Annotated in this window: 11 protein-coding genes; 5 read left to right on the plus strand and 6 right to left on the minus strand. The window is 69.7% G+C overall.

Annotated features, from left to right (window positions below; all coding sequences use genetic code 11):
- Window positions 1–68 precede the first annotated feature (68 nt).
- Complete coding sequence (locus tag ACH413_RS01005) at window positions 69–1,736, plus strand: GAF domain-containing protein (protein ID WP_360029551.1); 1,668 nt, start codon at window positions 69–71, stop codon at window positions 1,734–1,736.
- On the opposite strand, the gene ACH413_RS01010 is transcribed toward ACH413_RS01005, so the two are convergent.
- Both ACH413_RS01010 and ACH413_RS01015 read right to left on the minus strand, forming a co-directional pair.
- Complete coding sequence (locus ACH413_RS01010; protein WP_360029552.1) at window positions 1,729–3,330, minus strand: long-chain fatty acid--CoA ligase; 1,602 nt, start codon at window positions 3,328–3,330, stop codon at window positions 1,729–1,731. The two genes, ACH413_RS01005 and ACH413_RS01010, sit on opposite strands and share 8 nt — an antisense overlap.
- Before the next feature lie 80 nt (window positions 3,331–3,410).
- Window positions 3,411–4,262, minus strand: coding sequence for a LysR family transcriptional regulator (locus ACH413_RS01015; protein ID WP_360029553.1), 852 nt, complete (start codon window positions 4,260–4,262; stop codon window positions 3,411–3,413).
- Window positions 4,263–4,330: 68 nt separating this feature from the next.
- Here ACH413_RS01015 and ACH413_RS01020 point away from each other — a divergent pair, with 68 nt between their 5' ends.
- Window positions 4,331–5,191, plus strand: coding sequence for an EamA family transporter (locus tag ACH413_RS01020; protein ID WP_360029554.1), 861 nt, complete (start codon window positions 4,331–4,333; stop codon window positions 5,189–5,191).
- 25 nt (window positions 5,192–5,216) lie between these two features.
- Window positions 5,217–7,217: a neutral/alkaline ceramidase gene (locus ACH413_RS01025; protein WP_360029555.1), complete on the plus strand. Its 2,001-nt coding sequence runs from the start codon at window positions 5,217–5,219 to the stop codon at window positions 7,215–7,217.
- Here the strand turns inward: ACH413_RS01025 and ACH413_RS01030 are convergent.
- On the minus strand, window positions 7,210–8,259 hold the full coding sequence (locus ACH413_RS01030; RefSeq protein WP_360029556.1) for a saccharopine dehydrogenase NADP-binding domain-containing protein: 1,050 nt from the start codon (window positions 8,257–8,259) through the stop codon (window positions 7,210–7,212). The two genes, ACH413_RS01025 and ACH413_RS01030, sit on opposite strands and share 8 nt — an antisense overlap.
- Before the next feature lie 87 nt (window positions 8,260–8,346).
- Here ACH413_RS01030 and ACH413_RS01035 point away from each other — a divergent pair, with 87 nt between their 5' ends.
- A complete protein-coding gene (locus ACH413_RS01035) occupies window positions 8,347–8,922 on the plus strand; it encodes a helix-turn-helix domain-containing protein (RefSeq protein ID WP_360029557.1) in 576 nt (191 codons plus the stop codon).
- Between the two features lie 61 nt (window positions 8,923–8,983).
- A complete protein-coding gene (locus ACH413_RS01040) occupies window positions 8,984–9,919 on the plus strand; it encodes an alpha/beta hydrolase (protein ID WP_360029558.1) in 936 nt (311 codons plus the stop codon).
- Here ACH413_RS01040 and ACH413_RS01045 read toward each other — a convergent pair.
- Genes ACH413_RS01045 through ACH413_RS01055 form a run of 3 tightly spaced genes read right to left on the minus strand, consistent with a single transcriptional unit; the run spans window position 9,916 to window position 14,556 of the window.
- Window positions 9,916–10,335, minus strand: coding sequence for a hypothetical protein (locus tag ACH413_RS01045; protein WP_360029559.1), 420 nt, complete (start codon window positions 10,333–10,335; stop codon window positions 9,916–9,918). The two genes, ACH413_RS01040 and ACH413_RS01045, sit on opposite strands and share 4 nt — an antisense overlap.
- 6 nt (window positions 10,336–10,341) lie before the next feature.
- Window positions 10,342–11,193 (minus strand): universal stress protein, encoded by an 852-nt coding sequence (locus tag ACH413_RS01050; protein ID WP_360029560.1) that lies wholly within the window; start codon window positions 11,191–11,193, stop codon window positions 10,342–10,344.
- 60 nt (window positions 11,194–11,253) lie between these two features.
- Entirely contained in the window at window positions 11,254–14,556 is a 3,303-nt protein-coding gene (locus ACH413_RS01055; RefSeq protein ID WP_360029561.1) for a CARDB domain-containing protein, read from the minus strand.
- Window positions 14,557–14,604 lie beyond the last annotated feature (48 nt).

Below are 14,604 nucleotides of genomic sequence, written 5' to 3' on the forward strand. Positions count from 1 at the left end.
GGATCACACACCCCTCACGTTGGTTCGGTGGACCTTTCCACCACCAGCGTCTGAGTAACAATGGCAACGTGACCATCGACCCGAGTGAGTCGCACGAACTCGTGCGCCGCCAGCGCGAACTGGCGTCGTTGTACGCGACGGCGAAGTCGCTCACGGCTCTCGGCGAGCTCGACGCCGTGCTGCAGTCGATCGTCCGTCACGCCCACGACCTGATGGGCACGGACTTCACGTACCTGTCGCTGGTCGCGGACGGCAGGCTGTCGGCCAAGGCGGCCGAGGGAACGATCTCCGCCGCGTTCCTGAGCGCCACGATCCCGGCCGGCGTCGGCCTCGGCGGCAAGGTGCTGGCCACCCGGCGCCCGCAGTGGGTGCCGAACTACGCCGCCTCGACCCACATCGACCACGACGCCGGGTTCGACGTGCTGGTCGGCACCGAGGACCTGGTCGCGCTGCTCGGCGTGCCACTGGTGATCCGGGACGAGGTGGTGGGCGCGCTGTTCGCCGCGTACCGCTCCGAGCGGTCGTTCCACGCGGGCGAGATCGCGTTGCTGAGCGCGTTCGCCGACCACGCCGCCGTGGCCCTGGACAACGCCCGGCTCTACGAGAAGAGCCGGAAAGCGTTGCAGGACCTGCAAGAACACATGACCGTCGTCGAACGGGCGCAGGCGATCCACGAGACCCTGACGGGCGTGGTGCTGGAGGGCGGCACGCCGGACGACGTCGCGCAGGTCCTCGCCGGCCAGCTCGGCGGGAGCGTGGTCGTGCTCGACCGGGCCGCCGGACATCACTCCGGCCGGGTCACGACCTCGGTCGACGCCGAGGGGGTCGCGCACAGCGTGGCCCCGATCAGGGCGGGGGACAGCTACCTCGGCGCGCTGTCGTGGAGCCGCGAAGCGTTGCAGGGGCACGGTGTCTCGGACGACATGGACCTGCGCACGCTCGAACGGGCCACGCACATCCTCGGCCTGTTGATCCTCAAGGAACGCGCGGTCGCCGACGCGAGCGAACGGCTCAGCGGCGAACTGCTGACCGAGCTGATGGTCGGCGGCCCCGGGATCAGCCCCTCCCAGCGCTCGCGCGCCCAGGCCCGGCACATCAACGCCGACCGGCTGAACCTCGTCCTCGTCGCGGACTCCCCGGCGTCCTCCACCGACCTCGTGCGTCACCTGCACGACATCGCCAGGGACCGGTCCGGGCTGGCGGGCGAACACCTCGGCCGGGCGACGCTGATCGTGCCGAGCGCGGACGACGACCGCACCGTCGAGGAGGTCCACCGCCGGCTGCGGCGCGCGTCAGGCGCTCCCGTCGTCGTGGTGGGGGAGCGGGCGGTCAACCACGACTGGTCGCGCGCGTTCTCCCTGGCCGGCCGGTGCGGCGCGGTCATGCGGGCACTCGGGCACACCGACCGCGGTGCCACGACCGGCCGGTACTCCCTCTACGCGTTGATCTTCGACGTGGACCGGGCCGGCGAACTCGACCGCTTTCTCGACACCACTGTGGGCCCGCTCGTCGAGTACGACGCGAGACGTGGCACCGATCTCGTCGGAACTCTTGGCGCCTACTACGACCACCGTGCGAACGTCGCGGCGACGGCGCGCGTGTTGCACGTGCACGTCAACACGCTCCTGAAGCGACTGGACCGGGTCAGCGACGTTCTCGGTGCCGACTGGCGCACCGAGAACGACCTGGAGCTGCAACTCGGGTTGCAGCTGCACCGGTTGCGGGGCCTCAGTTAGCGGCGCGCAGAGCGCTCTTGGACAGCTTGCCGGTGCCCGTCTTGGGCAGTGCGGTCCGGAAGACGACCTCGTCGGGCAGCCACCACTTGGCGACCGCGGGCGTGATGTGCCGCAGCAGGTCGTCGCCGGTGGCGGCGCTGCCGTCGCGCAGCACGACGTAGGCGACCGGGCGTTCGCCCCACTTCGGGTCCGGGCGTGCGACCACGGCGACCTCGACCACGTCGGGGTGCGAGGTGAGGGCGCTCTCCAGTTCGACGGACGAGATCCACTCGCCACCGGACTTGATCAGGTCCTTCATCCGGTCCACGAGCCGCACGTAGCCGTCGGCGTCGATGGTGGCGAGGTCGCCGGTCCGCAGCCAGCCGTCGCTCGTGAAGCTGTCCGGTGCGTCCACCTGGAAGTAGCCGCCCGCGACCCACGGGCCCGCCACCTGGAGTTCGCCGATGGCCTTGCCGTCACGCGGTAGTTCCGCGCCGGTCTCGACGTCGGCGATCCGCAGGTTCACGAGCGGCAGCGGCTGGCCCTGGGACGCCCGCACCGCCACCTGTTCGTCCGCGGGTGCGTCCTGGTGCTGACTGCGGGTGCCGCTGATCGTCCCGACCGGACTGATCTCCGTCATGCCCCAGGAGTGCGTGATGGGCACGCCGATCGCGGCGCGGTAGATCTCGGACAGCGCCGGGGCGATCACCGAGCCGCCGCCGAGCAGGAACCGCGTGGCGCTCAGGTCGTGGGACCGCAGTTCGGTGACCAGGCTCGTCCACACCGTCGGCACCGCACCCGCGACGGTGACCCGTTCGGTCGCCATCAACCGCAGCAGGTGGCCGGGCTCCGACGACGGGCCGGGCAGGACCAGCGAGGCGCCGGTCATCATCGCTCCGTAGGGGAGACCCCAGGCGTTGGCGTGGAACATGGGCACGATCGGCATCACGACATCGCTCTCGCTGAGGCCGATGAAACCGGCCGCGAGCGTGCCGAGGCAGTGCAGGATCGTCGAGCGATGGCTGTACAGCACGCCTTTGGGCGGTCCGGTCGTGCCGGAGGTGTAGCAGAGCCCGGAGGCCAGGTTCTCGTCCGCGAGCGTGAACGAGTCCTCGAACGAGCCCGCGAACGGTGCGGCTCCCGCGACCAGTTCGTCGTAGTGCAGGACGCGGGGATCGGCGGGGATCTCCACGTCGCTGTCGTCGGGCAGGACGACCCAGTGCCGGACCGTCCGCATCCGTCCGGCACTGGGCCATATTCGGGGGAGCAGAGCGCGATCGACGAACACCACGTCGTCCTCGGCGTGGTTGACGATGTACTCCAGGTGCTCCGCCGAGAGCCTGATGTTGATGGAGTGCAGCACCCGCTTGGTGATCGGCACCGCGAGGTACAGCTCGAGGTGCCGCCGCGTGTTGGTCGCGAACGTGGCGACGCGGGCACCGGCGGGTACACCGAGCGAGTCGAGCGCGGTGGCGAGGCGCCGGGTCTGCTCGGCCACCTCGGCGTAGGTGGCCCGCTCCCCGGCCGTCACGACCTGCTTGTGCGCGTACAGCCGCTCGGCTCGCTCCAGAACGTGGGCGAGGGTGAGCGGCCGGGGTTGCATCAGCCCGTCCATGGAAGATCACCCTAAGTGAGCTTCCTGGTGGGCGAGAGGGCAGAAGCTTCCACTCATTCTCGTGTTCTGGCAGCGATTTCTCACACCGCGCGGTAGGCGTCGCACGCCAGCGTGACCAGGTCGGTGAGGTGCTGCGGCGGCTGGTCCTTCCACCACGCGAGCCACACAGCGATCGGCGGTGCGTCCACCACGGCTCGATAAGCCACGCCGGGGCGTGGGTTCAGGCTCGCGGTGGCCTCCGAGGTCATACCGACGGCCTGACCTGCGGCGATCAGCGTCAGCCACTCGTCGACGCTGTGCGTGTTGCGGACGACGGCAGGCGCTTTGCCCGGTTGCCACAGGTCCAAAGTGGTCGTTCCGGTCCGGTCGTCCACGGCCAGCGAGTACCGGGCGAGGTCGGCGAGCTTCAGCGAACGCTTGCGCGCCAACGGGTTGTCCGTCGCGACCACGCCGTAGCGCCGTTCGGTGCCGAGCAACGCCGTCTCGAACCGCGGATCGTCGAGGGCCTTGCGCAGCACGGCGACGTCGGCCATGCCCTCGGCTAGTCCGGCGGTCAGCGAGTTCGACTGGACGAACACCAGCGGCAGCCCGGAATGCTTCGAGGCCCAGGACTTCTGCACGCGCCGGGTGTGCTTGCCCAGCGCCGACCAGGCATAACCGATCCGCAGCTCGGTCAGCGACTGCGACGCGATCCGGTGCAGGTGCGCGACCTCGTCCAGCACCCTGCGCGCCCCGTCGAGCACCTGCGTGCCCACGGCCGTGAGGGCGACGTGCCGGGTGGACCGTTGCAGCAGGCGCACGCCGAGCGAGGCCTCCAACGCGGCGACCGAACGGGACACCGACGCCTGGGTCAGGTCGAGTTCCCTTGCCGCGTCGGTGAACGTGCCCGCGTCGACCACCGCCACGAACGCCCGCAGATGCCGCAGATCCATGCGTTCAGCGTATAGGTGACGCGGCCAATGCATTTCCCGTATCAAAGGAGAGGACGCAGGCTTCGGTCATGAAGAGCATCGGTGGATTCGCGACGATGACCGCGAGCGCGGCCAGCAACCAGATCGGCGCCGCCGTGGGCGCCCACGCGTTCGCCGCCATCGGCCCGGCCGGTGTCGTGGCGGTGCGCCAGTTCGTGGCCGCCGCGGTGCTGCTCCCGATGGCCCGGCCGAACCTGCGAAGATTCACCTGGGCGCAGTGGTGGCCGACGATCGCGCTCGGTCTCGTGTTCGCCACGATGAACCTCAGCCTCTACATGGCGATCGACCGCATCGGTCTCGGTCTCGCCGTCACGCTGGAGGTGCTCGGGCCGCTCGGTGTCGCGCTGGCCGGCTCGCGAACCCGTCAGGACTTCCTGTTCGTGCTGGTCGCGGCGGTCGGTGTGTACGTGCTGGTGCTGCCCGGTCCCAGCAGCGACTACCTCGGGGTCGGGCTCGGCCTGCTCGCGGCGGGCTGCTGGGCCGCGTACATCCTGCTCAACCGCCTGGTCGGGGCCCGGCTGCCCGGCCTGCAGGCGCCCGCCGTCGCGACCGCGATGTCCGCGACGCTCTACGTCCCGGTCGCGGTGCTGCTGGTCCTGCACGGGAAGCTGACCGGGATGTCGATCCTGTACGCGGTCGGCGCGGGCGTGTTCTGCAGCGTCGTGCCCTACGCGGTCGACGTGATCGCGTTGCGGAAGGTGCCCGCGCGCCTGTTCGGACTGGCGATGAGCGTGCACCCGGTGCTGGCGGCGCTGGCGGGGCTCGTGGTGCTGGGGGAGACGCTCGCACTCCACCATTGGGCTGGAATCTTGCTCGTGGTCACCGCCAACGCACTGGCCGTGACTTGCTCGAAGTGGTCTGGATCACCTACCGTCAAGCCCGAAATGTGAATCCAATTCACTTAGCGGGGTGTTCATGCGGACGAAAGTCTTGACGGTGGTCGCCGCACTCGTCGGTGCGGCGCTGGTCAGCGGCCCGTTCGCGTGGGCGGAACCCGAGCCGTACCTGGTGGGCCGGGGCATCTCCGACGTCACCGGCCCGGCCGCCGAGAACGGCATGATGGGCTACTCGAAGTTCGACCAGAAGACGACGGGCATCCACCAGCGGCTGCGGTCGCGGGCCTACGTCGTGGTCGACCGCGCCACGAACAAGCGCGTCGCGTACGTCAACGCCGACCTCGCGATGATCTTCCGCGCGGTCCAGGAGGGCGTCCTCGCGAAGCTCCAGGCCAAGTACGGCACCACCTACACCCGCGAGAACCTGCTGCTGTCCGCCACGCACACGCACAGCGGTCCCGGCGGCCAGTCGCACAACCTCGCCTACAACCTGTCGATCCTCGGCATGCAGCCGCAGGCACTGGCGGCCGTGGTCGACGGCATCACCGAGTCGGTCGTCGAGGCGCACGAGGACGTGAAGCCCGGTTCGATCAGCCTCGGCATCGGCGAGCTCACCAACGCTTCGGTCAACCGGTCGCGCGTCGCGTTCGACCGCAACCCCGACAAGGCCGCCTTCCCGGCCGGCATCGACCCGCAGATGACCGTGCTGAAGTTCAGGCAGGGCGGGAACAACGTCGGCGCGATCAGCTGGTTCGCGACGCACAACACGTCGATCACCAACGCCAACACGCTGATCAGCCCGGACAACAAGGGTTACGCGGCGTACCAGTGGGAGCACGACGACGAAGGCGTGCGGTACCTGGACAACACCGCCGGTTTCGTGGCGGCGTTCCCGAACACCAACGCGGGCGACATGTCGCCGAACCTCAACCTGAAGCCCGGTTCCGGCCCCACCGAGAACGAGTGGGAGAACGCGCGCATCATCGGCGAGCGCCAGAACCGCAAGGCGCAGGAGATCTTCAACGGCCCGCAGGCCTCGGTCTCCGGCGGCGTCGACTCGCGCATGCGGTTCGTGGACATGTCGGCCGTGCAGGTCGAGGGTCGTTACACCTCGACCGGTCAGCCCGGCACCACCTGCTCGGGCGTCGTCGGCGCGTCGACGATCGCCGGCAGCGTCGAGGACGGCCCGGCGATCCCCGGCTTCTCCGAGGGCATGCAGTCGCCGTGGAAGAAGTTGTTCGAGCCGTTGCAGATGGAGGTTCCGCAGTGGCTGCGGGACTGCCAGTTCCCCAAGGCCTCCCTGGTGCCGACGGGTCTGATCGGCGCCACCCCGAACATCGTGCCGCTCCAGATCGTCCGAATCGGACAGTTGCACCTCGTGGCCGTGCCCGGTGAGGTCACGATCACCGCGGGTCTGCGCATCCGCAAGGCCGTCGCCGCCGAGCTGTCGGTGCCCGTGCAGAACGTGCTGATCCAGGGCTACGCCAACGACTACAGCCAGTACGTCACCACGCCGGAGGAGTACGACTCGCAGCAGTACGAGGGCGGCTCCACCCTGTTCGGCCGCAACACCACGCCCGCGTACCAGCAGGAGTTCGGCAAGCTCGCCGCGTCGATGAAGGCCGGTTCGTCGTTGCCCGCCGGCCCGAACCCCGGCAAGCCGCCGTTCACCGAGATCAACCTGCAGACCGGTGTCGTGCTCGACGACAAGCCGTTGGACAAGAAGTACGGCGACGTTCTGATCGCGCCCAAGGCTTCTTATGGCCGCGGCGAGACCGTGACGTCCGTGTTCGTCACCGGCCACCCGAAGAACAACCTGCACCGCAACGGGACTTTCCTCGAGGTGCAGCGGCAGGTGAACGGCGCCTGGGTGCGTGTGGCCGACGACGGCGACTGGTCGACGCGCTACCAGTGGGCACGGGTCGGCGTCGCCAACTCCAACGCCACGATCACCTGGCAGATCCCGGCGGACACCCCCGCCGGCACCTACCGGATCGTGCACAACGGTGACGAGAAGTCCGGCTGGACCGGCAAGATCAGCGCGTTCACCGGCGCCACGGCGGGCTTCACCGTCAGCTGATGATCTCGCCGCCCGCCGCGGTGGCGAGATCGGGGCCGAAGGCGGCCGCGGGCGTGTACGCGCCGGGCTTGCCTTCGCCCCTGGCGAGCCGTGCCGCGATCTCCGCGGACACGGCCGCCGTGAAGTCCATGGCCTCGCCCGTTTTCAGCCATCCCTCGCGGGTCGTGCCGTCCGGCCAGGTGACCACCGCGTGACCCCAGGAGTGCTCGCGGGGCCTCGGGGCGGCCTTCCCCCTGACGCCGGCCAGTTGGCGGATCGCGAAGCGGCGCAACGGTTCCAGCCTGAGCAGCCGTCCCGCGAACGGGAGCACGGCGCGCGCGGCGGGTGCGCTCGGCATCATGGCGGTGGCGGCGGAGACGTTCGGCGCGGCGCTCGTTCGTTGAGCGGCGAGTAGTTCGGCGGACGGTGCCTCGGAGACCGCGGCGTGCTCGCCGTCAGGCAGGGCCAGCCGCCTGGCCTCGGCGCCGATGCGCGACTTCGTCAGGCCGCCCGCGCGATAGCGGCGTCCGCCGGTCACCAGGACGTCGATGATCGAGGCGGCCAGGGCGGTGCCCAGCAGGCCGTCCTCGACCGCCACCGAGGCGACCGCGTCGACCCGCACCTCGGACGGGACCGGCCGGCCTTCGCACAACGCCGCTACGACGGCTTCCGTTGCCAGCACACCGAAACCGGCCCCGGTGACGAGAGTGCTGCCCGCCGCCACGGCCTCGTCGTGCAGGGCGAGCAGCCGGGGAACCGAGGTCAGGTCGGCCGCCTGGTCGAGGTAGTGCCCGCCGGGCAGGCAGGCGCGGACGATGGGGGTCGCGGACTCGGCGTAGTCGCCGATGGTGTTGATGACGACGGCAGGCCGTTCCTTCGTGATCGCCGCCGCGATGCGCTCGGCCGTGTCGGCGATGACGACCCGCAGACCGGCGCTGGCCGCGATCTCCCGCAGCCGTGCGCTTTCCCTGCCCACCAGCACCACGCTCTCGCCCCGGTCGAGCAGACGGCCGGTGACGGCGCGGCCGACGCGTCCCGTGGCGCCCAGAACCCAGATGCTCATGACGGCTCCCCTGTGATGTCTCAGTGTGTCATCACCGAGGCTAGCACGGTGACGGCACACTGAGACATCACTTGCTAGGATGGGGCTGTGGCCAGGTGGGATCCCGGAACCGAAGATCGTCTCAGGCGAGCGGCGCTCGACCTGTTCACCGAGCACGGGTACGACGCCGTGACCGTCACGCAGATCGCCGAGCGTGCCGGCATCACCCGCCGCTCGTACTTCCGCTACTTCCCGGACAAGCGCGAGGTGCTCTTCGCCGGTTCGGAACAGCTGCCACTCGCGATCACCGCAGCGGTGCGCGCCTCGGCCGAACAGTCGCCGCCGGCCATCGCGCTCGACGCCGCCCGCCGGGTCGGCGCCCTGCTTGTAGAACGCGTGGACCGCACGGCCGAGCGCCGCGCGGTGATCGCGTCGAGCCCGGAACTGCAGGAACGCGAACGCACCAAGGCCGCCGCGATCACCACTGCCCTCTGCGACGCGCTGGTGGAACGCGGAGCGGCATCGGAAGACGCCCGGCTCGTGGCCCGGCTCGTCGCGGTCTGCTTCCAGGAGGCGCTGGAGCGCTGGATCGACACGGGCGAGGACTTCGAGTCCTGCCTCGACGAGGTCGTGGCGTCGGTTCGCTCGACGACGGAACTATTCCCGCCGCGAGTGAGTCCGTGATTACGTTGTGCACGATTTAATCGCGCAATAGCTTTATGGCACCCGACCCGAAGGAGCAGCCATGAAGCGCCCAGTCCTCGAGCCCGCCGCAGCCGAGTTCGCCGCCGCCACCGCCACGCCGCCGTTCCTGTTCGAGATCGCGCCGGAAGAGGGCCGCAAGGCCGTCGACGAGGTGCAGTCGGGCCCGGTCGACAAGCCCGAGGTCGACGAGCAGTGGGTAGAGCTCGACGGCTTCAAGGTCCGCGTGCTCAAGCCGGCCGGCGTCGCGGGCCCGCTCCCGGTGATCCTCTACATCCACGGCGCAGGCTGGGTGTTCGGCAACGCCCACACCCACGACCGCCTGGTCCGCGAACTCGCCGTCGGAGCTGGCGCGGCCGTCGTCTTCCCCGACTACTCGCTCTCGCCCGAGGCCCGCTACCCGGTCGCGATCAACCAGAACTACGCCACCGCGCAATGGATCCAGACTTCAGGCGCCGCGCACGGCCTCGACCCGTCCCGCGTGGCGGTCGCCGGCGACTCGGTGGGCGGCAACATGGCGGCAGCGCTGACGTTGCAGGCCAAGGAACGCGGCGATGTCGTGTTGAAGGCCCAGGTCCTCTTCTACCCGGTGACCGACGCGTCGTTCGACACCGACTCGTACCTGCAGTTCGCCGAGGGCTACTTCCTGCGCCGCGACGGCATGCAGTGGTTCTGGGACCAGTACACGACAAACCCGCTGGAGCGCGCCGAGATCACCGCGTCGCCTCTCCGGGCGACCAAGGAACAGCTCGCCGGCCTGCCCCAGGCACTCGTGATCACCGCGGAGGCCGACGTCCTGCGCGACGAGGGCGAGGCCTACGCCGACAAGCTGCGCGAGGCCGGCGTGCCCGTCACCGCCGTCCGGTACGCGGGCGCGATCCACGACTTCGTGATGCTGAACGCGCTGCGCGGCACGCACGCCGCCGAGGGCGCGATCAGCCAGGCGATCGCGTTCCTGCGCAAGGCTTTGGAGAGCTAACCCCGCTTGGTGCTGCTGACGTGGAAAGGCGTGCCCTGCTGGCATGTGGTCATCGCACCGGGATCAGCCTTCCCGCTCACCTCCACCACGGCGCCGGCCACCGCGATCGCGGGGTCGGCGCCGAGCAGCAGGTACTGCTCACCGGGTGCGGTGAGGATCGTGCAGCCGGACTCGACGCCGCCCGACACCGTGCCCCGGACCGTCGTCAGGCTCGGGTCGAGGGCCCGCGAGGGAGTGGGCAGCGTGGGTGGCGGCGGAGCGGACGACGGGGGCAGCGGCGCCGGGACGCTCGGCGTGGTCGTGCCTGTGGTGACCGAGTCGGTGGTGGGCGTGCTGGACGCAGGAACCTGCGCTGGCGGCACCTGGCCGCACGAAGCGAGCATCAGACACAGCAACACGGCCGCTAACCCGCGCATCTCGCGTCACCTCCGATGGACCACGGCGACCGGGCACGGCGCGTGGTGGAGCACAGCGTGGCTCACTGAACCCAGAATTGCACGCGTCACCGCTCCACGGCCGTGACTGCCGACGGCGATGAGGGCCGCGCCATCGGCTGCCTGGAGCAACGCGCGTGCGGGTGCTTCGAACGCGACCTCCTGTGCGACGTGGACGTCCGGCCACCGCGCGGCGTGGGGTGCCAGTTGTTCGTCCAGCACCTTGGAGAGGTCTGCGCGGACGTGGTCGAAGTCCTGCTCCGGGAGTTCGGCCCAGCCGACGTCGTTCCACGCGTAGATGGCCAGCAGGTCGCGGCCGTGGCGGGCGGCGTACTCGAAGGCGAACGCGATCGCGTCCGTGGAGGTGTCCGAGCCGTCCACGCCGACGACCACGCGGCCGTCGACAGGGCCGGACCGCGTCACGATCACCGGGCGGCCGCCGGTCGACACGAGTTCTACGGCGGTGGAGCCCAGGAACATCTCCGCGATGCCGGTGCGGCCCGACGAGCCGAGCACGAGCAGGTCGCCGGGTTCTGCGGCGAGGACGTCGACCGGGCGGCCGATGCGCACGTGGGTGGCGACCTGGAGGTCGGGCCAGCCCTCCCTGAGTTCGGCGGCCAGTTCGGCGAGGTGGTCCTCGGCCGCGCGGGACATCGTCTCCTCGGTGACGAACTCCGGCACCGGGATGGACATCGGCGTGAACACGGGCTCGGGCAGGGGAGCGCGCACGGCGTGGACGACCTGCAAGTCGGCGCCGCACCGGAAAGCTTCCTCGGCACCGAAGAGCACCGCGCGCCGCGCCAGGTCTGAACCGTCGAATCCCACAACGACCGTGGACATGAAAAACCACCTCCGACCGGGACATACCCGATCGGAGGTGGTTCTAAAGGTGATCCAGATCTAGTTGATGACGAACTGCGAACCCGGCTCGATGGTGATGTTGCCGTCCCTCGAGTTGGTGATCGTCACGTTCGTCAGCTTCGCCGAACCGCGGGCCTGGGCCATCGCGAGGATGCCGGAGCCGTTGTTCGACTTGTCGATGCGGACGTTGGTGATCTGCACGTCCGGCATGCCGCTGCCGCCGCCCTTGAACTGGATTCCGTCGTAGGTGGAGTCCAGGATCTCGGTGTCGCGGATGACGACGCCGGGGATCGCCAGGTTCTGGGAGAACAACGTGATGGCGCCGAACTCCTGCGCCTCACCCCAGAACGCGCCGCCCGTGCGGTACAGGGCGTTGTTGGCGAGCAACGTCGTGCCACCGAACGGCAGCGGGTCGTGGTCGGTCGCCAGCATGATGCCCGGGTAGTTCGCCGTGTCGGAGATGATGTTGTTCTCCGCACGGTTGTTCGAACCACCGTAGATCGCGATTCCGTTGGCACGCCACGGGAGTGCGATCGTGTTGTTGAGGAACGCGTTGCCGCTGCCGACATCCACGTTCTGGTCCTTCACGTACTTCGACGCCCACACCGCCAGCGCGTCGTCGCCCGTGGTGCGGAACGACGAGTTGAACACCGTGGAGTTGCGCGTGCCGTTGGTGAAGTTGATGCCGTCGGCGTAGGTGTCGCGGATGCGCATGCCGTTGAACTGCAGGCCGTCACCGGGGTTCCAGCGGTCGGGCAGGTTGGTGTAGTCGCGGCCGACCCAGACACCGACGTTGGCGTGCTCGATCCACACGTTGGTGACCTTGGTGTTCTTGCCGAACCGGCCGTTGAGCCCGACGCCGCCCTCCGCGCCGCCGTCACCGCCGCGGATCCGGCCGGAGCCGAAGATCGCGATGTCGGAGATCTGCGTGTTGTCGTCGATGTCGAACCCGAAGTTGCCCTCGTGCGGGTGGTTGATCGTGTCGGCGTCCTGCGGCTGGATCAGCGAGAACAGCTGCGAGTGCCACATCCCGGCGCCGCGGATCGTGACGTTGCGGATGCCGACCTGGTTGTCCCCGCCGCTGTTGAACACGGTGAGGATCTTCTTCTCCTGGCGGAACTTGCCCTCCGGGATCCAGACGCAGGGGATCTCCCCGTTCTGGTCGGCCGTCACGGCGCGCTGCAAGGCGTCCGTGTCGTCCGTCTGGTCGTTCGCGGTGGCGCCGTACTGCGTGATCGACACGCAGTCGGCGGGCTTCTGCGCGGCCGGCGCGACCTGCTCCAGGTCGATCAGGTCGATGTAGTAGAACTGGGCGTTGTCACCGGAGTCGCGCTGCAGCTTGAACTTCGTGCCCGCCGGGTAGGAGTTGGCGAGCAGTTGCGAGGTCTCGTCGAACAGCCTGCGGGCGTCGCCGCCAGGACGGTTCGTGAGGCCCTCGGGGTCGTCCGTCGTGCCGTAGAGCCAGCTGTGCCGCGAGGACAGGGTCAGCTTCTGCACGAACTGGTCGTTCGCGTAGAGGCTGATCGTCGCCTCCTGGCCACCGCCCGCGGCGGCGTCCGGGATCGAGTTGCGCACGACGATCGAGTTCGTGCTGACCGTCGACGTGACCTCCACGAACTGGCCCTGCGCGTCCAGTCGCACCGACTTGCGGCCCGAGGACTCGGAGCCGAAGTTGGTGTGCCCGAACGTGCGCTCCGCGTCGGCCTGCACCAGCGTGCCCTGGTAGCGGCCCGCTTCGGCTTCGTACGAGGTGAACGGCACCGAGGCACCGCGTCCGACCACAATGGACTGGGTCGCGGTGTTGTTGGTCTCGTTGGTCTCCGCGACCACGTTCGTCGCGTCCGCGGTCGCCGTGGCCGTGGCGCCGCCGTTGGTGGCGGTCCAGGAGCCGACGTTGACCGTGACGGTCTGACCGGCGTTGATCGCGCCGGTGTTGGCGTTCAGCGTGCTGCCGCCGACGACCACGCGGGTCACCGAAGCGGCCGCCGCCGACGTGCCGCGGTTGTTGACCTGGACGGCGAACGTCACCTGCTGGCCCGCGGCCGGAGACGACGGGTTGGGCGTGACGCCGGTGATCTGCAGGTCCGGTCCCGGTGCCTGGCCGACGACCAGGGGAGAGCCGGAGGTGAAGGTGTTGTTGCCCTCGTTGGTCTCCGCGACCTGGTTGGCCGGGTCCACCGTGGCCGCGGCCGCGTAGGACCCGGCGCCACGACGGCCCGCGTCGACGTTGACGGTGGCCGTGGCTCCAGGGGCGAGCGCGCCGACCGCGGCGGAACCCGCGACGGTGCCGCCGAGCGTGACGTTCAGCGTGGTCGCGCCGGACGCCACGGTGCCGCCGTTGCGCACGGTGGCGGTGAGCCTGATCGCGTCGGCCTCGCTCGGGCTGGCCGGCGTCCACGTCAGGTTCGTGACGGTCAGGTCCGGAGCCGGTGCGGCGGCGCCGAACACCTGGAACTCGGCGACCTGGCCGCCGGGCGCGCCGGTGTTCGAGTAGAAGTGCAGCCGCACGTCCGACGCGCGGCCGGAGACCGCGATGGTGACGGTGTTGCCGGTGGCCGGGTCGAACCGGTAGTCGGCACGCGCCTTCAGGGTCGCGAACGCCGTGGCGCTCGCTTCCCGGCCCAGCACCTCGAAGTTCTGCGTCCTGGCACCCCAGTCGCCGCCGGGGTTGAGTTTGACGACGACCGACGTGACGTCCGCGTTGGAGCCCAGCTTCGCGGTCAGGTGACCGGGCAGGCCGTTGGACTCCCAGTACGTGCCGGTGTTGCCGTCGACCGCGTTGGCGGCGACGAAGTTGTGCACGTGCCCGGATTCCTCGACCGGTTTGCCTGCCGCCAGGTTGTCCCCGGCGGGCGGCGGGTCGACCGGCCCGGACTCGCCGTGCACCTCGAACTCGCCGAGCTGGGCCGCGGCCCAGCCGTTGTTCGCGGTGATCGTGACGCGCACGTACCGGGCGCTGGTCGCCGTGAAGTCCAGCGTCACCGTGTTGTTGGAGCCGGGCGCGAACACCCGGCCGCCGGAGCCGACGATGTCGCTGAACTGCGAGCCGTTCGCACTTCCTTGCACAGCAAGCGTTTGCGTGCGCTGCTCCCAGGTCGAGGGCAGGCGCAGCACGACCTTGCTGACGCTCTTCTCGGCCCCCAGGTCGGCCTGGATCCACTGCGGGAACACGCCGTTCGTGCTCTCCCAGTAGCTGCCCTGGTTGCCGTCACCGGCGTTTCCGGCGCGGTACGGGCCGTTGGTGCTGGACGCGGTCAGGTTCGCGGACAGCCTGACGACCGCTGCTCCCGCCGTGGGTGTCAATCCGAACAGTGCGAGGGCGCTGACAAGGGCAGCACTCACCGCACGCCTCAATAGCGTGTTTTTCATTGAATTGTCCTTCGCGGCAGG

It is taken from the genome of Lentzea sp. NPDC020367, assembly GCF_044387305.1.
In the GTDB taxonomy this organism is placed as follows: Bacteria; Actinomycetota; Actinomycetes; order Mycobacteriales; family Pseudonocardiaceae; genus Lentzea.